The sequence below is a fragment of the Burkholderia sp. AU45251 genome (genome assembly GCF_030482905.1).
Lineage (GTDB): Bacteria > Pseudomonadota > Gammaproteobacteria > Burkholderiales > Burkholderiaceae > Burkholderia > Burkholderia aenigmatica.
In genome coordinates this window covers 292,130-310,211 of sequence record NZ_JAUJQH010000002.1, presented here as the reverse complement: position 1 = coordinate 310,211, position 18,082 = coordinate 292,130, and the positions used below count along the sequence as shown (strand labels likewise).

The 18,082-nt window shown below is 65.2% G+C and carries 17 protein-coding genes; 8 read left to right on the top strand and 9 right to left on the bottom strand.

What is annotated here, in order from left to right:
* The first annotated feature begins 13 nt into the window (after window positions 1-13).
* Window positions 14-1,105: an alpha/beta fold hydrolase gene (locus QZM67_RS08120; RefSeq protein WP_301801716.1), complete on the top strand. Its 1,092-nt coding sequence runs from the start codon at window positions 14-16 to the stop codon at window positions 1,103-1,105.
* A 46-nt stretch (window positions 1,106-1,151) separates the two neighbouring features.
* On the opposite strand, the gene QZM67_RS08115 is transcribed toward QZM67_RS08120, so the two are convergent.
* The 4 genes from QZM67_RS08115 to QZM67_RS08100 all read right to left on the bottom strand — a co-directional run bounded on the left by QZM67_RS08115 (window position 1,152) and on the right by QZM67_RS08100 (window position 5,530).
* A complete protein-coding gene (locus QZM67_RS08115) occupies window positions 1,152-2,921 on the bottom strand; it encodes a histidine kinase (protein ID WP_301801714.1) in 1,770 nt (589 codons plus the stop codon).
* 79 nt (window positions 2,922-3,000) lie between these two features.
* Window positions 3,001-4,422 (bottom strand): HD domain-containing phosphohydrolase, encoded by a 1,422-nt coding sequence (locus QZM67_RS08110; RefSeq protein WP_301801712.1) that lies wholly within the window; start codon window positions 4,420-4,422, stop codon window positions 3,001-3,003.
* Window positions 4,423-4,559: 137 nt separating this feature from the next.
* Window positions 4,560-5,009 (bottom strand): GNAT family N-acetyltransferase, encoded by a 450-nt coding sequence (locus QZM67_RS08105; RefSeq protein ID WP_301801710.1) that lies wholly within the window; start codon window positions 5,007-5,009, stop codon window positions 4,560-4,562.
* 83 nt (window positions 5,010-5,092) lie between these two features.
* Window positions 5,093-5,530 carry a tol-pal system YbgF family protein gene (locus QZM67_RS08100; protein WP_175020682.1) on the bottom strand — a complete coding sequence of 146 codons (438 nt, stop codon included), beginning with the start codon at window positions 5,528-5,530 and terminating at the stop codon, window positions 5,093-5,095.
* Between the two features lie 305 nt (window positions 5,531-5,835).
* On the opposite strand from QZM67_RS08100, the gene QZM67_RS08095 reads away from it, so the two are divergent.
* Both QZM67_RS08095 and QZM67_RS08090 read left to right on the top strand, forming a co-directional pair.
* Window positions 5,836-7,137: a hypothetical protein gene (locus tag QZM67_RS08095; RefSeq protein WP_301801707.1), complete on the top strand. Its 1,302-nt coding sequence runs from the start codon at window positions 5,836-5,838 to the stop codon at window positions 7,135-7,137.
* Window positions 7,138-7,148: 11 nt separating this feature from the next.
* Window positions 7,149-7,772, top strand: a complete 624-nt coding sequence (locus QZM67_RS08090; RefSeq protein ID WP_301801705.1) for an ABC transporter ATP-binding protein — start codon at window positions 7,149-7,151, stop codon at window positions 7,770-7,772.
* 249 nt (window positions 7,773-8,021) lie between these two features.
* On the opposite strand, the gene pntB is transcribed toward QZM67_RS08090, so the two are convergent.
* From pntB to QZM67_RS08065, 5 genes are all read right to left on the bottom strand, one after another.
* Window positions 8,022-9,434: a Re/Si-specific NAD(P)(+) transhydrogenase subunit beta gene (pntB, locus tag QZM67_RS08085; RefSeq protein ID WP_301801703.1), complete on the bottom strand. Its 1,413-nt coding sequence runs from the start codon at window positions 9,432-9,434 to the stop codon at window positions 8,022-8,024.
* Between the two features lie 13 nt (window positions 9,435-9,447).
* A complete protein-coding gene (locus QZM67_RS08080; RefSeq protein WP_301801700.1) occupies window positions 9,448-11,049 on the bottom strand; it encodes a Re/Si-specific NAD(P)(+) transhydrogenase subunit alpha in 1,602 nt (533 codons plus the stop codon).
* Window positions 11,050-11,336: 287 nt separating this feature from the next.
* A complete protein-coding gene (locus QZM67_RS08075) occupies window positions 11,337-11,891 on the bottom strand; it encodes a GNAT family N-acetyltransferase (RefSeq protein WP_301801698.1) in 555 nt (184 codons plus the stop codon).
* Between the two features lie 415 nt (window positions 11,892-12,306).
* Window positions 12,307-13,110 carry a lipid II flippase Amj family protein gene (locus QZM67_RS08070; RefSeq protein ID WP_175020688.1) on the bottom strand — a complete coding sequence of 268 codons (804 nt, stop codon included), beginning with the start codon at window positions 13,108-13,110 and terminating at the stop codon, window positions 12,307-12,309.
* 110 nt (window positions 13,111-13,220) lie between these two features.
* Window positions 13,221-14,126, bottom strand: a complete 906-nt coding sequence (locus QZM67_RS08065) for a LysR substrate-binding domain-containing protein (RefSeq protein WP_301801694.1) — start codon at window positions 14,124-14,126, stop codon at window positions 13,221-13,223.
* Window positions 14,127-14,292: 166 nt separating this feature from the next.
* On the opposite strand from QZM67_RS08065, the gene QZM67_RS08060 reads away from it, so the two are divergent.
* The 5 genes from QZM67_RS08060 to QZM67_RS08040 all read left to right on the top strand — a co-directional run bounded on the left by QZM67_RS08060 (window position 14,293) and on the right by QZM67_RS08040 (window position 18,005).
* Window positions 14,293-14,835, top strand: a complete 543-nt coding sequence (locus tag QZM67_RS08060; protein ID WP_301801692.1) for a sugar ABC transporter — start codon at window positions 14,293-14,295, stop codon at window positions 14,833-14,835.
* A gap of 7 nt (window positions 14,836-14,842) precedes the next feature.
* A complete protein-coding gene (locus QZM67_RS08055) occupies window positions 14,843-15,169 on the top strand; it encodes a hypothetical protein (protein WP_301801689.1) in 327 nt (108 codons plus the stop codon).
* A gap of 18 nt (window positions 15,170-15,187) precedes the next feature.
* Window positions 15,188-16,033: an MBL fold metallo-hydrolase gene (locus QZM67_RS08050; protein ID WP_301801688.1), complete on the top strand. Its 846-nt coding sequence runs from the start codon at window positions 15,188-15,190 to the stop codon at window positions 16,031-16,033.
* A 217-nt stretch (window positions 16,034-16,250) separates the two neighbouring features.
* Window positions 16,251-16,997, top strand: coding sequence for an SDR family oxidoreductase (locus QZM67_RS08045; RefSeq protein ID WP_301802199.1), 747 nt, complete (start codon window positions 16,251-16,253; stop codon window positions 16,995-16,997).
* A gap of 153 nt (window positions 16,998-17,150) precedes the next feature.
* The gene (locus tag QZM67_RS08040; RefSeq protein ID WP_301801686.1) at window positions 17,151-18,005 is read left to right on the top strand and encodes a DJ-1/PfpI family protein; all 855 of its coding nucleotides are present in this window, start codon (window positions 17,151-17,153) and stop codon (window positions 18,003-18,005) included.
* The last annotated feature ends 77 nt before the right edge of the window (window positions 18,006-18,082 follow it).

Below are 18,082 nucleotides of genomic sequence, written 5' to 3'. Positions count from 1 at the left end.
CACGAAACTGCACATGTCCAGGAAAAAAACCAGCCTCTGGTTGCGGCCTCTCGACCTGCTCTCCGTCGCAACCGGCACGCGCCCGGCGAAGCGCACGAACAAGCCACGACCGGCCGCCAAACGGGCGGTCAAGCCCGCCGTCGTCGCCCGTACCGCAACACGCCCGGGCACCGTGCATCCCGCCCGCGCACGGACGGACAAGGCGCCCGGCACGTGGCTCCGGTCGTTTCATTCCGCCGGCCCGAGTGCCGGCCGCTACGTGAACCACCTTGCATACGCGCTGTATCTGCCCGCCGCGCCCGCGACGACAGCCGGCATGCCGGCCGTCGTCATGCTGCACGGCTGCAAGCAGAGCGCCGAATCGTTTGCCACGGGCACGCGCATGTGCCGTCTCGCCGAGCGGTCGGGATTCGCCGTGCTGTTTCCCGAGCAAGCCAGGACGGCCCATGCGCACCGCTGCTGGCACTGGCATGGCGACGCGACGCAGTCCGAAGCCGCGGCCGTTGCGTCGCTGGTCGACGCAGTCGTGCGACAGCACGGATTCGACCGCGACCGGATCTACCTGGCCGGCATGTCCGCCGGTGCCGGGCTCGCCGCGGCACTGGCAATACGGTATCCCGATCGCTTCGCGGCAGTCGGACTGCACTCCGGCCCCGCCATCGCCCCGCCGTCGTCGACACTGGCGGCAATGAACCTGATGCGTCGAGGCCTGCGCGACGACCCGATACGCGCAGTCGAGGCCTGCGCCGACGTCGCCTCCTATCCCGGCATGCCGGCCCTTGTCATGCACGGCGCACTCGATACGGTCGTGACCGACCGAAACGCAACGCAGCTCGGCATCGCGTTCGCCCGGCTCAACCGGCTCGTCGATGAACACGGCGCGATGCGCGTTGGCGAGCAACGCGTCCATGCGCGCGACGATGCCGACTATGTCGACTATCTCAAGGCCGGACGTCTCGTCGTCAGGGTCTGCATCGTCCGCCGGCTGCCGCATGCATGGAGCGGTGGCGACCCGCGCGAGCCGTTTCATTCCGCCACGGGGCCGGACGCCGCCGCGATGTTCTGGCATTTCTTTCGTCGCCAGCGCCGCAAGCGACTGCGGTGACGTGCGACAACCGCGCCGGCCCGCGGCGCACGACGCCGTCATGCGATCACGCCCGTTGCGCCAGCGCTGCCGCGTTCGCGCGATCGCCGGCCCGCCGGATCGGTATGCGGACGCAGAACGTCGTGCCGTGCCCGGGCTCGCTCGTCACGTCGATGGTGCCGCGATGGCGCTTGACGATCCCATGTGACACCGACAAGCCCAGCCCCGTGCCCTGCCCGACCGGCTTCGTCGTGAAGAACGGATCGAAGATCCGCCGGACGACATCGGGCGTCATGCCCGTTCCGGTGTCGCTGATCGCGATCGACACCTGCTCGCCATCGCTCGACGTGCGGATCGTGATCACGCCGCGCTCGGGAATCGCGTGCGCCGCGTTCACCAGCAGGTTCATGAAGACCTGGTTCAACTGCGACGGCAGACATTCGACCTGCGGCACGTCGCCGTAATCGCGCACGATCTCGGCCTTGTACTTGAGTTCGTTGTGGACGACGTTGAGCGTGCTTTCCAGGCCCGCGCGAAGATCGACCACGCTCCATTCGCCGCTGGCCGGACGCGAGAAATCGCGCAGATCCTGCACGATGCGCCGCACACGCAACGCGCCGTCGATCGATTCGTCGATCAGCGTCGCGATCTCGTCGCGCACATAGTCCAGATCCGCCGCGCGGCCCGTCGCCGTCAGCGCGTCGCGCGTGGCCGGGTCGAGCTGCGGCAGCGCGGCTTCATGCGCGGCGATCACGTCGAGCAGACTGCGTACCCAGATCTTCAACGTATTGAGGTTCGCGCTGACGAAGCCGATCGGATTGTTGATCTCGTGCGCGACACCGGCCGCGAGCTGGCCGATCGACGCGAGCTTTTCCGACTGCAGCAACTGCACGTGGGTTTCCTCGAGTACCTGCAACAGGCGCCGCTGCTCGTCCTTCTCCTGTTCGAGCCGCGCCTGCGCGGCCTTGCGTTCGTCGATCTCGGTCGCCATGTTTTCGCGCGTACGCTGCAGCATCGTCGTCGTCTGTTCGTAGCGGTGCAGCGCGCGTTCCAGTTCGGCGGTGCGCAATCGCACGAGCCGCTCGAGCGTATCGGTCATCCCGCGCAGGAAGGTTGTGCGCGCATCGAATCGGCTCAGCAGCAAAGTGACGACCAGTGTCCCCGTCGTAAACAGCGCGACGGTTGTTGCGAGCCACGGCGTATCGACTCCGTTCGCGGCTCCGCATCGCGCGTCCGGCGCGAAATGGGCGGCCGCCATCGCCGTGTAGTGCATGCCGGTAATGGCGATGCCCATCACGAAGGCCGCGCCGACCCGCTGGGCGGTCGCATGGCGCGCCTGCTGCACGCGCAGCGCCTGTGCGATCCACAACGCGGCCGTCGACGCGATCACCGCGATGCCGATCGACGCGGCGAACAACGCCGCATCGTAGCGAATGTTGGGCTGCATGCGCAGCGCGGCCATCCCCGTGTAATGCATGCCGGCGATCCCGCCGCCCATCAGCGCGCCGCCCGCGAGCAGCCGCCACCAGCCCAGCCGCGCGCGCGTGACGACCGTCAGCGCGAAGTACGACACGAGCACGGCAATCGCCAGCGACGCGCCCGTATCCGACAATGCGTAGCCGAGCGGAATCGGCAGCGAGAACGCGAGCATGCCGACGAAATGCATCGACCAGATGCCGGTACCCATCGCCATCGCACCGCCGCCCAGCCACGCCCGCTTGAGCTTCGGGTTGTCGAGCAGCGAAATGAAGGCGGCCAGGTCGAGTGTCGTATAGGAGGCCAGCGTCGCGATCGCGAGCGACAGCAGGACGAGCGGGAGATCGTAGGTGCCGTACATGATGAGCGCCCGAATCGAAGTGAGTGCGTTGCCGCGGCGCGCGATCGCGCACCGCGGCCAACAGGCCGCGCGCCCGGGCTCAGGCAGGGGCCGCGCCCGCGTTCGGCGCGTTCGGCACCGGCTTCGCCGCGGCCTGGCCGGCCAGCACGAGGATGTCGAACGACGTCCCCTCGCGCGTCTCGAAGCGGCGCACGAGCTCGATCTGGTGCGCCGACATCACGCTGCCCTTGGTCATCAGCAGCACGCCGCGATGCGTGCGCAGATCGTCGGCGAGCTGCATCCCTTCGCGCAGCTGCGCGGACTTGATCTCCGCGACGGATGCCGCGATGCCGAGACTCGCCGGGTCCTGCAGCAGTTCGATCAGGCGGTCGACGATCCGCGGGTCGTAACGCACGCCGGCCTGCGAGCGCAACGCGTCGATCGCCTGCTCGACCGAATGCGGCGCACCGATGTCGCCGTTGCGCAGCCCTTCGAAGTCGCGCATGATCGCCACGATCCGCGAGCCGAGCGGAATCGAGTCGCCCGCCAGGCCGTCCGGCGTGCCGCGTCCGTTGAAGCGTTCGTACTGGTGCAGCACGATCGACGCGACCTTGTGCAGTTGCGCGACCGGCGTCAGCACCATCTGCGCGCGCAGCGGATGCTGCTGGAACAGGCCGTGCTCTTCGGCCGTCATCTTCGCGAGCGGCTTGCGCAGCAATTCGTCCGGCAACGACAGCTTGCCGATGCCGTGCAGCAGCCCTGCGAAATAGACGTCCTGCGCATGCAGCTCGCTCATCCCGGATGCCAGCGCGAGCCGCCGCGCAATCTCGCCGACCCGCATCGCGTGACCGCTGGCCGACCCGCAGCGCATCTCGATCATGCTCGCGCAGACCTGGACCATCGCGGTGAAACTGCTTTTCAGGTCGCGTTGCGCGGCTTCGAGGAACATCACGGTCTGGCCGAGTTCCTCCGTGCGTGCGCGAACCTGCGTTTCGAGTTCCGTGTTGAAACGGCGCAGCGCTTCGTTCTGTTCTTCCGTCAGCGCGGCCAGCCGGGCCGCTTCGCGCCGCAAATGCCGCTGCTCCAGCGCGTGTTCGATGGTCAGCAGCAGGTCGTGATCGTCCCACGGCTTGTTCAGGTAGCGATATACGCCGCCTTCGTTGACGGCCTGCACGACCGACGCGATCTCGGCATAGCCGGTCAGCAGGATGCGCATCGTATCCGGGTAGCGCGCCCGCGCACGGGCCAGGAACTCCGCGCCGCTCATGCCCGGCATCCGCATGTCGGACACGATCAGGTCGACTTCGGTCGACGCCAGTATCTCGACGGCGGCCTCGCCGCTTTCCGCGGTCAGGATCGCGTAGCCCGCGGGCCGGAACACGCGCTTGAGCGCCGACAGCACGCTCGGCTCGTCGTCGACCAGCAGGATCGACGGCACGCCACCCGCATCGTCGGATGTCGCTGCCGCCCCGTTCGTTTCAGGCGATACCGCATTCGGTCCGTTTGTTGCAGATGTCGTCATGATGAGCCTCGGAGCATGTATTTATAGTCTCTCTGCATCAACGGCACGCGCCGCGCATTCCGTATCCGGGAAAACACTGATGCGCTCGCCCGGATCGCACCGCGGATGCGTCGCCGCAGTGCGTGGCCGCATGCGGCCTACACGGTTGCCGAACCCGGTTCGCGCACGTAGTAGATGTCCCACTCCGCTTCGTCGGCCTGCACGAAGCCGTGCCGCGCATAGAAGCGGTTCGACGCGCTGCCGCGCAGCGCACCGACACGAACGGTCACGCGCTTCTCATCCGCCTCGGCAAGGATCCTGCGCAGCACGGCCGCGCCGATGCCCTTTCCCTGATGCTCGGGCGCAATATACAGATGGTCGAGCTGCCAGTGGTCTTCCTGCGGCCGAACCACGAAAAAACCCGCATTCACACCATCGGCTTCGATGAAGCGGCATAGCGCCGGGTCGAACGACGCGAGAAAGCGTTCGCGCGCACGCTGGGGATCGAAGCGGCCGACACGCTCGAGGCTGTCGCGCATTGCGGCGATGCGGATCGCGACCAGCGTTTCGGCGTCGGATCGGGTGACGAGAGGAAAGGTCAGGTTCATGGGCGGGTTGCGCTCGTGCGAAGAAAACGCCCGGCATCGCGGCGCGGGCGTCGAAGCCTGCTCGCGCCGCCGGCACGCGTGCGTCAGGGCGTCTCGATGCCTTCCGCCCGCGTCGCCAGGAATCGCAGGTACTTGCCGTCCTCGTCCTCGAACAGCTCCGGCCCGCCGCCCATGTACGCGCGCATCAGCTCGTCCGCCGCGCGATCGAGATTGCCCAGTTCGAACTGGCATTGGCCGAGCCGCAGGTGCAGGAACGGGTTGCCGATCGCGTTGGGGAAATGCATCGCCTCGCCGAGCGTGTCGCGTCCGGCCGCGTAGTCTTCCAGATAGAAATTCGCGTCGCCGATCGCGGCCATCAACCAGGTTCCGGCTTCCCAATTGGTCTTGGGTTCGGGAAGCAGGTCGAAACCCGCCCGGAATTTCGCCAGCGCGCCTGCGTAGTCGCCGTCTTCCATCAATGCATCGCCCGCGTCGCTCAGCGCGCCGATCCGTTCGTACAGCGCGTTGTCCAGTTCTGCCATGTCGAGTCCCTGTTCCGGAGTTGAAAGCGGCCCGGTGCGGCCGGTGGTTGCGATACGATCGCGGCGATTGTGTGCAGTTTTGCCGTCCTGCGCGTTCACCCGGCCGGCATTCATCCAGCATACCCGAGCCGTATGACGCGCGCGTCTCGACTTTCGGCGCATCTCTGCGGCGTCGGCTCGTGAACCCAACAAGACTCGTATCAGGATGCTACGCTGACGGATGCCTTGAGCCGCCGTGCCCCACCCGTTTGCGCAACCGGCGCGATCATACGCGGCGACGGTTTTTCATATGCCGTGGCGATCTCATGCGTGTCGCCACGCCCAGCGAAGACGGATGTGGTTGTGGCGCGGCGACCGCCGTGGCACGATGCCGGGTTCGATTGCGCAGTGAAAGGGAGCTGGAAGCGATGTTGTCTTGCCGACTGAGGTGGTACGCGCTTGCGACGTCCAGCCTGCTGCGCAGGCATTGGCAGGCACTGTTCCTGTTGATTCTGCTGTTGCTGCCGGCAATGCCGGTGTTTTCGCAGACACGCATCCTGGGCGCCCCCGTACTCGAAGCGCTGGCCCCATCGCATGGCATCGAATGGCGGTTCGCGTGGGTGCACCTGCTCGAAGCCGTCGGCATCGTGTGGGTATTGGCGCAGCGCACCGCGATCACCGGCGGGCCGTTCGTCACCTTCCTTGCATCTTTGCCCGTCCCCGACAGCCGCCGTCGTCTCGTCGACACCCTCGTCGTGATCATCGCGAGTACGCCGCTGTTGCTGCCCGTATTGGCGGCCGCCATCGCGCTCGCCTTCGTGCCGCAGAAGGCGGTCAACTACCTGTTCGTGTTCGACCTGTTCCTGATTACGCTGGGATGGCAACTGACCGCGCTGTCGCGCAATATGCGCGACGCAATCGCGTTGATCGTTGCCAATGCCTTCCTCGTCGGCGGCTTCCACGCCGAGGGTGCGTTGCGTCCGGTGTTGCTGATCGTGGCATTGTTGCTCGCGGCGTTCACGATTGCGCATACCGCCGCCGCGTCGTCCGCTCGGTCGAGAACGCCGGGCGCATGCGCGCGTCGCGTCACGCATGCCATCCGCGCCCGTGTGCGGAATGGGCTTTCGCCTATCGCCACGCTGCAAATCGGCATCTTGCGGGACCGTGCCGCGAGCACCGTCGGACACTGCCTGATGATGGGTGCGGTCGCCGCCGCAACAGGGTTCCTGCTTGCACTCTGGGATTTCGACAAGCGCGCCGTGCCGCTGACGCTGATGGCGCAGGCCGTCATTGCCCTCATCGCCGCGACGACCTATCGCGATTTGCGGGCGGCTCACCAGCGTGCGTCTCACTTCATGCGGTCGCTGCCGCTGTCGGCCTTCGCGAAGCGCCGCGCCGACTGGCTGACCGTTGTCGCGCTGGCGCTGCCGTTCGCCGCGATCGCACCGCTGCTGCAGGTGCTGCACGGCGTGCTGTCGTCGCAGATGGCGGCAGCGCTCGTCTGCTCGGGCGCACCGCTCGTCGCATTACACTATCTGCCGCAACGCTACGCGTCCCGACAATCCGTGTTGCTGGGCGTCCTGCTGACCGTGATCTGGGTCACGCTCACCTGGCCAATTTTCATTTGATCGACTGATTCATGCTCCGCTTCGACAATCTCGGCAAACGCTACGACAAGCGCGTCATCTTCCAGAGACTCCACTACGCATCCGGTGCCGGATGTGTCGCGCTGTGCGACGAAAACGGCAGTGGCAAATCGACGTTGCTCGCCATTCTCGCCGGCACGATCGACGCGGACGAAGGCGAGGTGTGGCTCGGCGGCCATTCGCTGCGCACCGCGCCGCTCGATGCGAAATCCGCACTGGCGTACGTGCCCGACGATTGCCTCGCGTATCCGTTTCAGACCGGTCGTGAATTTCTCGACCTCGTGGCGGCTGCCAAGAAGACAGCTGTCGATACCCGCACGCTCGAGCTGGCGGATCGATTCGGGCTGGCCCCGCATATGGAGAAGCGTTTTGAGCAGATGTCGCTCGGCACGCGCAAGAAACTGTTCCTGACGGCGACGACGCTCGGTGCGCCCACCGTCGTGATCGCCGACGAACCGGGCAACGGGCTCGATGCGGCGTCGCGTGCGGTGCTGATCGATCTGTTCAAGACGTTGGCCAAGGACCGTGCCGTCTTTTTTTCGAGTCACGATCCGGCGCTGGCGCGCGCGTGCGACGCCAGGATCACCAATTTCGCGGAGCTTGGATTCGCTGGATAGACGGTATCGTCACCGGCTCAGTCACGGTGATGAATCGGGTGTGGCTGCTGTACGGAGGGGGATCTGCACACCGACAATCGATCGTCGTCATTTTCCGGAAGGAAGGAAGTGCGAAACAGAGCCTGCCGCCTCGCACTTCCGTGACCTTCCCGATGCAGATGTCCGGCGTGCCGGGCCCCGATCAACCGACTGTCCGATACCCCAGCCGCTTATCGTTCGACCCGCGCACGTGCCCGAACACGCGCCCCATCAGGCCTTCAACGCCCCAAACACCTCGTCCAGCATCTTCTTCGCGTCGCCGAACAACATCCGGTTGTTGTCCTTGTAGAACAGCGGATTGTCGACACCCGCATAGCCGGACGCCATGCTGCGCTTCATCACGATCGAGGTCTTCGCCTTCCACACCTCGAGCACCGGCATGCCGGCGATCGGGCTGCCCGGATCTTCCTGCGCCGCCGGGTTCACGATGTCGTTCGCGCCGATCACCATCGACACGTCGGCTTCGGGGAAATCGCCGTTGATCTCGTCCATCTCCATCACGATGTCGTAAGGCACCTTCGCCTCGGCGAGCAGCACGTTCATGTGCCCCGGCATGCGACCGGCCACCGGATGGATCGCGAAACGCACGTCGACGCCCTTTTCGCGCAGCACCTTCGTGAGTTCGTGCACGGTGTGCTGGGCTTGCGCCACGGCCATCCCGTACCCGGGCACGATGATCACGCTCTTCGCGTCGCGCAGCAGTTCGGCCGTTTCCAGCGCGCTCACCGCCACCACTTCGCCGGCCGGCTGCGCACCCGCGCCCGACGCCGCGGGCGCACCGCTGCCGGTACCGAAGCCGCCCGCAATCACGCTGATGAAGTTGCGGTTCATCGCGCGGCACATGATGTACGACAGGATCGCACCCGACGAGCCCACCAGTGCGCCGATCACGATCAGCAGGTCGTTGCCGAGCATGAAGCCGGTGGCCGCCGCCGCCCAGCCCGAGTAGCTGTTGAGCATCGACACCACGACGGGCATGTCCGCGCCGCCGATCGCCATCACCATGTGCACGCCGAACAGCAGCGACACCACCGTCATCACGATGAGCGGCGTCAGGCCGTCCTGGACCGTCTCCGCATGCAGGAACGCGCGGCCGAACACGATCACCACCACCAGTACGGCCAGGTTGAGCCAGTGACGTGCCGGCAGCAGCAGCGGCTTGCCGCCGATCTTGCCGGAGAGCTTGCCGAACGCAATCACCGAGCCCGCGAAGGTCACCGCACCGATCAGGATGCCGACGTAGATTTCCACTTCGTGGATCGCGTGCTCGGCACCCGTGAACTGCACCGACGTATCGATGTAGCTCGCGAAGCCCACCAGACACGCGGCCAGACCGACCAGGCTGTGCATCAGCGCAACCAGCTCGGGCATCTGCGTCATCTGCACCTTCTTCGCGGCGATGAGGCCGACCGCGCCGCCGACGACCAGTGCCGCCACGATATACGGAATGCCCTCGGCCGACACGCGCGGGCCGAGTACGGTCGCGAGCACCGCGATCAGCATGCCGATCATGCCGAGCAGGTTGCCGCGGCGCGCGGTCTCGGGGTTGGCCAGCCCGCCGAGGCTGAGGATGAACAGAATGGCCGCGCCGATATAGGAGACGGTAGTCAGATTGGAAGTCATGGTTGTCGTCTCCTTACTTGCGGAACATCGCCAGCATGCGGCGCGTCACGGCAAAGCCGCCGAACATGTTGACGGCCGTGAGCGTCAGCGCGCCCACCGCCAGGCCCAGGATCAGCCCCGACGGGCGGCCCTCCGCCGCCGCGTCGCCCAATGGCGGCGCGACCTGCACCAGCGCGCCGATCGCGATGATCGACGAGATCGCATTGGTGACGCTCATCAGCGGCGTATGCAGCGACGGCGTGACGTTCCAGATCACCATGTAGCCGACGAAGCAGGCCAGCACGAACACCGTGAAGTGCGACAGGAACGTGGCCGGCGCGAACTGGCCGACCAGCAGGAACGCCAGTGCGCCGACGGCGAACGTGATGGCGAGCGACTTGGCCGACATCGGTGCGCCGCTGCCGTGGCCGTGGCCTTTCGACTTCGCGGGCGCGGCTGCCGCGGGTGTCGCCGCCGCGGGCTTGGGCGCGACCACCGCCTGCTTGATCGGCGGCGGCGGCCAAGTAACGTTGCCTTCCTTGATGACCGTGAGGCCGCGGATCGCGTCGTCATTGAAGTCGACGTTGATCGTGCCGTCCTTGTTCTTGCACAGCTCCTCGGCCACGCGCAGCAGGTTGGTCGCATACAGCGTCGACGACTGGCGTGCCAGGCGCGACGCGAGATCCGTATAGCCGACGATGGTCACGCCGTGACGCACCACCGCCTCGCCCGGCACCGTCAGCTCGCAGTTGCCGCCTTGCTCGCCGGCCATGTCGACGATCACGCTGCCCGGCTTCATCGATTGCACCATCTCGGCCGTGATCAGCTTCGGCGCCGGCTTGCCGGGAATCAGCGCGGTGGTGATGATGATGTCCGCCTCCTTGGCCTGCTGCGCGTACATCGCGCGCTGCGCCTGCTGGAAGCCTTCGCTCATCACCTTCGCGTAGCCGCCGCCGCCCGAGCCCTCTTCCTCGTAGTCGACCTTGACGAATTCGCCGCCCAGCGACTTGACCTGGTCGGCGACTTCCGCGCGCGTGTCGTTGGCGCGCACGATCGCGCCGAGGCCAGCGGCCGTGCCGATCGCCGCGAGACCCGCGACGCCCGCGCCGGCGATGAACACCTTGGCCGGCGGCACCTTGCCCGCAGCCGTGATCTGCCCGTTGAAGTAACGGCCGAATGCGTGGGCCGCCTCGATGACGGCACGGTAGCCGCTCACGCCGGCCATCGACGTGAGCGCATCCATCTTCTGCGCGCGCGACAGCGTGCGCGGCAGCGAATCGATCGCCAGCACCGTGGCGCGCTTGGCGGCCAGCTGCTGCATCAGTTCAGGGTTCTGGGCCGGCCAGACGAAGCCGATCAGCGTGCCACCCTCACGCATCAGCGCGACTTCTTCGCTGCTCGGCGGGCGCACCTTGAAAACGATATCGCTGCGTCCCCATAGATCGGCAGCCGTCGCCACGACTTCGGCCCCGGCCGTACGGTAGTCGTCGTCGCTGAAGTTCGCGCCGGTGCCGGCACCGCTTTGCACGGCCACCGAGAACCCGAGCTTGATCAGCTTTTCGACCACGTCGGGAACGGTCGCTACGCGCCGCTCCTCGTGGGCCGTCTCCAGAGGGACCCCAATCAGTAATGTCATATCCTGAACTGTCAGTAGTGGCCGTCGCAAGGAATTACGGCCTGCGTTTCACGTCACCCAACTCAATCCATCCGTGTACGACTTTGCTTCGCGCGCAGCTTGGCACTGCCGCGCGGATTTCACAAACGGTCCATCCTCTAATCGATCGTCTTGTCAGATCAACCCGGTTCATGCTGTTGTCTGATTTTCCTGACGAATATCCGGCCTCTGTTCCGATCGGATAAGAACTGCGAAGCATATCCCGTGCCAGTGTCTTTCCGAAATTTATATTTTGAATCGACGCGCATTCAATCCATGAATCCCCTGTCTGGACACGACGGGCCGGCCACCTTCCGTCCATTCTCCGGGGCCGTCCCGCTCGCGGTCCAGCCCCGCGCCAACCGTCGCTCCATCTTCACGATCTCGAGCTCGACCTGGCTGCGCCCGTGCGAAAAACGCCCCTGCCCGACGACCTCGAACCCGTGTCGTTCATAGAACGGCCGGGCGTTCGTGGTGGCTTCGAGATACGCGCGCGCGTGGCCGCCGTTCGCGATCTTGGAGACCGCGTGCGCGAGCAACATGGCGCCAACGCCGCCCCCCGCCGAATGGCCGCGGACGAACAGCTTGGTGACCTCCTCGCCCGCCGTCTCGACGAAGCCACATATTCCGCCGTCGTCGGCGACCCAGATCGCGCCATCGGCGACGGCGGCCAGGTACATCGAAGGATCCCGCCCGTCCAGCCAGCCCTCGATCTGTTGCTGCGTGTAATGGCCGGCGCAAAGATTGACGACCGAGTCGCGGTGTACCGCGTAGATGTCTCCAACGTCTTTTGCGACGGCGGCCCGAATCACCGGGGAATTCATTCGATTGACTCCCTGAGGCACGTAGTTCGAGTTGTACAAGACTGCTGATTTTTTGAGGCCACGACAGCGAGACCTGGCGGCAGGAATCGGTTTCATCGCGCATCCCCCGCTCGCCGGCACGATGCGATGTGTCGCGTCACGACGACGCATGCCGCGTCGCCGGAGATCTTCCGTGCAACCGAGTTTAAACGAGGATGTGGCGTATTCCGGTTAAACCCTGCAACGCTCACCCGCGCGCAGCGTCGACATGCGCACGCATGCGGCGCGCACCCGCCTCCGGCATGCATGTCGACATGGGGATGCGCATCGCGCAAAACCGCGAGCAAGCCGATACGCGAACCGGGATCACGCCATTCCGCCACCTCGAACCGATCTCGCCCGCTCGCGCCCGTTCGCGCCGTTCAGGCCTGCCGCACTAGATCAGCTCGGCGACGCGCACGATGACGAGCGCGGCCGGAACGAGCAGCGCCTGCGCGCACAACGTGCCGAGCACGCGCGCGCCCGCGAGTGTCGTGATGGCCCGCCGGAAGCTGTTTTCCGAGATTCGCCCTTCGATGACGTCGTCGGTCATGACGGACACCTGCGGGTCGATGACGACCGCCAGCACGACGGTCGCGAAACCGTTGATGACAGACGACAGGTTCGCGCATGTCACTCTCAGATCGGGCTTCAGGTAGCCCGCATACAGCGACGCGAACACGCCGACCGTCCAGATCGCCATCGCGGCAACGTTCAACGCGATGACGCGCCACGACACGCCCGTATTCGCGGCCAATTGCGTGACGTTCTGGCTCGAGGGCAGTCGTGCGCCGACGCGAAGCGTGTTGATCCCTGCGCGACTGCACGCGTCCAGCAGCAGGCGCGGAATCGAGCGGTTCGCCTGGAAGTGTTCGACGGCGCGACTGAAATAACGCTGGAACGTCGGGATCAGGAATGTCCCGACAATGGTCGCTACGGTTGCCGACAGCAGGAACCACCGGAAGTCGGCCAGCAACCCGCTCCCCATCCGATGCGCGATGTCGATTTCAACCCGTTTCGCGATGAACGGCCCCTGAAACGAATTGGCCGTTCGGGACACCAGCGCGATGATCCCGAACAACGAGAACGACAACGCGATGCGACGCGTTCGAACGCCGGCGATCCGCACCGCATACGCGAGTGTCGCGATCACATGGATGACGAAGGTAAGCCCGCAGATGATCCAAAGCTGACTGTCCATGCTGGTGCCGCGTGCGTGACGGGATCACGAGTGTACCCGAGCCCTGCCCGCGCCCGGCGCATCGGCCGGGTGAGGCCGCCTTCGCAGGCGTAACAGTTGGGCGACGCGCGTCAGGCGCTGCCGCGCGGGGCCAATCCCCGCGCCTCATTCAGCATCCATGTCGCGAATGCCTGCAACGGACCCTCGGCCAGTTCGATCGGCTCGGGCAGGACGAGGCAGAAGTTTTTCGTAATCGACTTGCCAGCCGGCCAGGGCGCGACCAGCCGGCCCTGCTCGAGCTCCGCGTCGATGTAAAGGCGCGGCACCAGCGCGACGCCCAGGCCGGCCAGCGCCGCTTCGATCAGCATCGAATGGAGATCATAACGCGCGCCGACCGCCGAATTGGTCAGCACGATGCCGGCCTCCTGCGCATAAGCCTGCCACGCGTCGGGGTTTTGTCGCCGGTGCAGACGCGGCAGTGCATCCAGCGACGGGTTCGCCCCGGCGCCGGCGAGCAGCGCCGGGCTGCAGACGGGCACCAGCACTTCCTCCAGCAGCGGATGCAGATGCATCCCCGCCCATGCCGGATGCTCGAAATGAATGGCGGCGTCGAAACCGCTCCCGGCCAGCAGGAACGGTTCCATCCGCTCGGCGATATGCACTGTGATATGGGGATGCCGGTCTTGAAAGTGCTTCAGCCGGGGGATCAGCCAGCGGGTGGCAAAGGTTGGAATGGCGGCGATATCGATGCTCGCGCCTTCGATGGGCTGGCCCATCAGGTACAGGCTGTCCCGTTCCAGCCGATCCAGAATCTCGCGCACCTGCACCGCGTATCGCGCGCCGTTCGGCGCCAGCCGTACCCGATTGCCGATCCGCTCGAACAGCGTGACGCCCAGGAACGCCTCCAGCCGGCCGATCTGACGGCTAACGGCGCCCTCCGTCCGCGCCAGCTCTTCGGCGGCTCGGGCAAAGCTGCCGTGTCGGGCCGCGGCTTCGAACGCCTGGAGCGCGGAATTGCTTGGGATCTTGCGGGGCATGGGCGTCTCGACGGTCAGGGTGTGCTTGCCGTCAGCTTGAGCAAATATCACTGAAGGCTGACTTTATTTCGTTTTATCGGGTGGAAATGCGAGCTTAGCATTACGTTACCGCACTGAACATCGACGGTTCGCAGATGGATGTGCATCCTGTTCAAAGGACAACGTGATGATCTACACCGTGGAATGCAGCTTCGCCGACCTTGGCAGCGAAGCCGAATGGAACGACTTCTACAGCCTCGAAAAACTGCCCGCACTGATCTCGGTAACGGGGTTTCACACGTCGCAGCGGTTCAAGGCGATCAGCGGTGGTTGCCCTGTCTATCTGGCGATCCACACGATCGACGGGCTCGATGTGCTGACCGGCGATGAATATCGCCGGAAAGGCGGTGGCAATTTCGCGAAGTGGCAGCAGCACATCACCGACTGGCATCGGAATCTCTACAGCGATATCGGTTTTGCGCCGGCGGTAAAGGACGGCGAATACCTCGCGCTGTGTGCAGGCGGCGCGGATCCGCTGATCCGGTTGGGCCTCGAACCGCTGGCCATGCAGGCCGTTGCGCTGGAGAAGTTTCCGGAGCGCCGGTGGCTCGCCGTCCTGCCACGCGACAGCGCTCGGCTTGTCGAGAATCTTCCTGAAGGCATTCACCTTTACGCGCCGATGACGCCGCAACTGACCAGCGCGCACGCCCTTTCCGCTGCGCAGGAGTAAGCGCGCGATGCCGAACGTCACTTTCTCGATCGATGCGAACCGGATGCCGGCTGATGACAGTCTTGCCGAACTGTCGCGCGACTGCGTCGAGCTCTGTACGCAAGTGCTTGAAGCGGCGCCCAAGAACGTCCACGTCATTTTTCTGGAAGCTCGGCATGGACATGGACATCCCGTCTTCGCAGACATCCGGTATCGCGTAGGGACGTCTCGCACGCCGGCAGTCATGAACCGCTTCATGGAAGCGCTGGATCACGCGATCGTTCGCCGCACCGGTCTCACCGCGCGCATTCGGTGTTTTGGTTACACCGCGACGAACCTTCACGCCCGCAACTAGCCGATCCGGAGAAACACGATGTCCACACTCAATTTTCCCGGTCAGCAAGTCGGGGATTTCACGATCACGGCCATCAGCGATGGCTACCTCACCGCCAGCCTCGACTTGCTATCGAACATCGACTCGGCCGACTCATCAAGAATGCAGCATGAAGCCGGGCAGAAAGCGCCAGACACCGTGCATATCAATTGCTATGTCGTACGCGGCGCGGGCCGTACCGTCCTCATCGACGGGGGCGCGGGCGGGTTCAAGCAATGGGGGGGCCAACTCCGGACGAACCTGGTGCTTGCCGGTATCGAACCCGCTGCGATCGACACCATCCTGCTGACCCACGCGCATCCCGATCACGTGGGAGGGCTGGTGAATGATGCAGGGCGGGCCGCGTTTCCGAATGCGGAGCTGGTGGTGCATCGGCGCGAGGTCAGGTTCTGGCGGGACGACGGCAATCTGAGCCGCGCCAGCGAGCGGGCGCGCGGTAACTTCTTCAAAGCGCGTCAGGTGTTCGATGCCTATGGCGACACGCTCCGTCTGTTCGACTCGGGTCAGGTGCTCCCCGGCATCAGCGCGCTGCCGCTGCCGGGACATACCGATGGACACACCGGATATGTGCTCGAATCCCGCGATCAAAGCCTGCTTGTGTGGGGGGACGTGGTTCATTTTCCGCATATCCAGGTTCAACGGCCGGAGGTATCGATTGCGTTCGATCACGATGCGTCGCTGGCGGTGGCGACGCGGTCTCGGCTTCTCGATCAGGTCAGCGCGGAGGGGCTGTTGATCGCCGGCATGCATCTGGGGGAACTCGGGTTCGCACGCATCGAGCGGACGAGTGACGGGTATGGCTTGCTTTACGAGAACGAAGGCTGACAGCACCGGTGTACTGACGTGCGATGCCACCACCTGGCGTCGAAATGCAAGAGTCGCTCGTTTAACTGAGTGGCGCTTTTTGAGGGTTATACGACCTTTGCGCCATCCGCTTCGCGTTCCATACTTCGCGTGGAAGATCGAGCCGAGCAACGCACATCGACGCAATTGCGCCATGTGCCTTCGGCCCGATCCATCACGACGGAGAAAGGAGCAGAAGATGAGACTTGAAAACAAGGCGGCGTTGATCACCGGCGGCACCAGCGGCATCGGTCTTGCAACCGCGAAGCTGTTCATTGCGGAAGGCGCTCGCGTAGCAGTGACGGGGCGCGACGATGCGGTGTTCGAACGTGTGAAGGCCGAACTCGGCGAGCATGCGCTCGTTCTCAAGGGCGACGTCCGTTCGATCGAGGACATGCGCGCGATTGCCGCCGAGGTCAACGAGAAGTTCGGTGGCCTGGATGTCGTGTTCGCGAACGCCGGCTGGGCTTTCCCGTCCGCAGTCAACGACATCGACGACGCGCTCTATGACGAGATCATGGACATCAACGTCAAGGGCGTGGTGTTCACGCTTCAGGCGGTGCTGCCGGACTTGCGAGCAGGCGCGTCGGTCATTCTCAATACCTCGTTCGTCGCGCAGACCGGCAAGCATGGCATCTCGTTGACTGCGGCAGCGAAGGCCGCCGTGCGATCGCTTGCCCGCAGTTGGTCCTACGAATTTCTCGACCGGAAAATCCGCTTCAACGCGATCGCGCCCGGCCCGATCGACACGCCGCTGCTCGGCAGATGGGGCATGCCCGACGAATGGGTTCGCGACCGCAAGGCCGCGTTCGCCGAAGCCATTCCAGTGGGCCGCATGGGCACGGCCGACGACATCGCCTACGCGGCACTCTATCTCGCCAGCGACGAATCCTCATACGTCGTCGGCACCGAGCTGATCGTCGATGGCGGCGCCTCGCAGCTTTGAGCCTGCGGCGCCCGTTTCCAGAGCCCTGCACGTCATCCCGGCTCATCCACCCATCCGATCTCACGCCCGCCACGCTTTTCGTCGCGGCGGTGATTCCATCCGGCCCAGCCTGCTTGCGCTCGCAGCGGGGCCGACATGCAAGGAGAAGCGATCTTGACCGACCGTAGCGAAAACCATGCTTCCGGACAGCCCCTCACCCAAGCAGGCCGCTCGCGCCGCGATATGCTCAAGTTTGGCGGCGTCGCGACCCTCGGCGCCGTCCTCGGTGGCGGAGCCTTGCTGGGGCACACAACCCCTGCGCTTGCGCAGACAGGCAGCGCAGGCGCACTTTCCCCGAATGACCCGCTCAATATCCTGATCGTCAATTACGATGGCGGGACGCTGCTCGACTTCGCCGGGCCCTGCGAGATTTTCCATCGGCTACCGAATACGAACGTTCGCTACGCGAGCCTCGATGGCGGCAACGTGACGCTCGAATTCGGCGTCGTGTACGGCAACACCGAACGACTGGCCGATATCGACAAGACCGACGTGCTCCTGGTCCCCGGCGGGTCCGATTTGTCGGCGCCGATGCGCCCCGCGTATCAAGCGCAGATCCGGCGCCTGGCAGAAAGCGCCAAACACGTGACGTCGGTTTGCAACGGATCGCTCGTGCTCGCCGCGACGGGCGTTCTCAAGGGAAAGCGCAGTGCCTGCCATTGGGCGTTCGTCAACAAGCTGGCCGAATATGGCGCCATCCCCGTGCCCGATCGCTTCGTGGAAGACGACAACGGCCGGTTCATGAGCGGTGGCGGCGTGACGGCGGGCATCGACTTCGCACTGCGCGTGGCAGCGAAGCTGCGCGGGCAGCAGGCCGCCGAATTCACGCAACTCGCGATCGAATATGATCCCGCGCCGCCGTTCCACTCCGGTCATCCCAGGGACGCGCGGCCCGAAATCATCGCGATGGTCGACAAGAAACTGCCCGGTGCATCCAGGGGGCTCGCACGCGTCCCGGGCGTTCGTTGAGCCACTTGCAGGCGATGTAAGCACGACCAGCTTCAGGTCTCGATGATCACCGCCGCCGACGTTGCCGGCCCCAACCG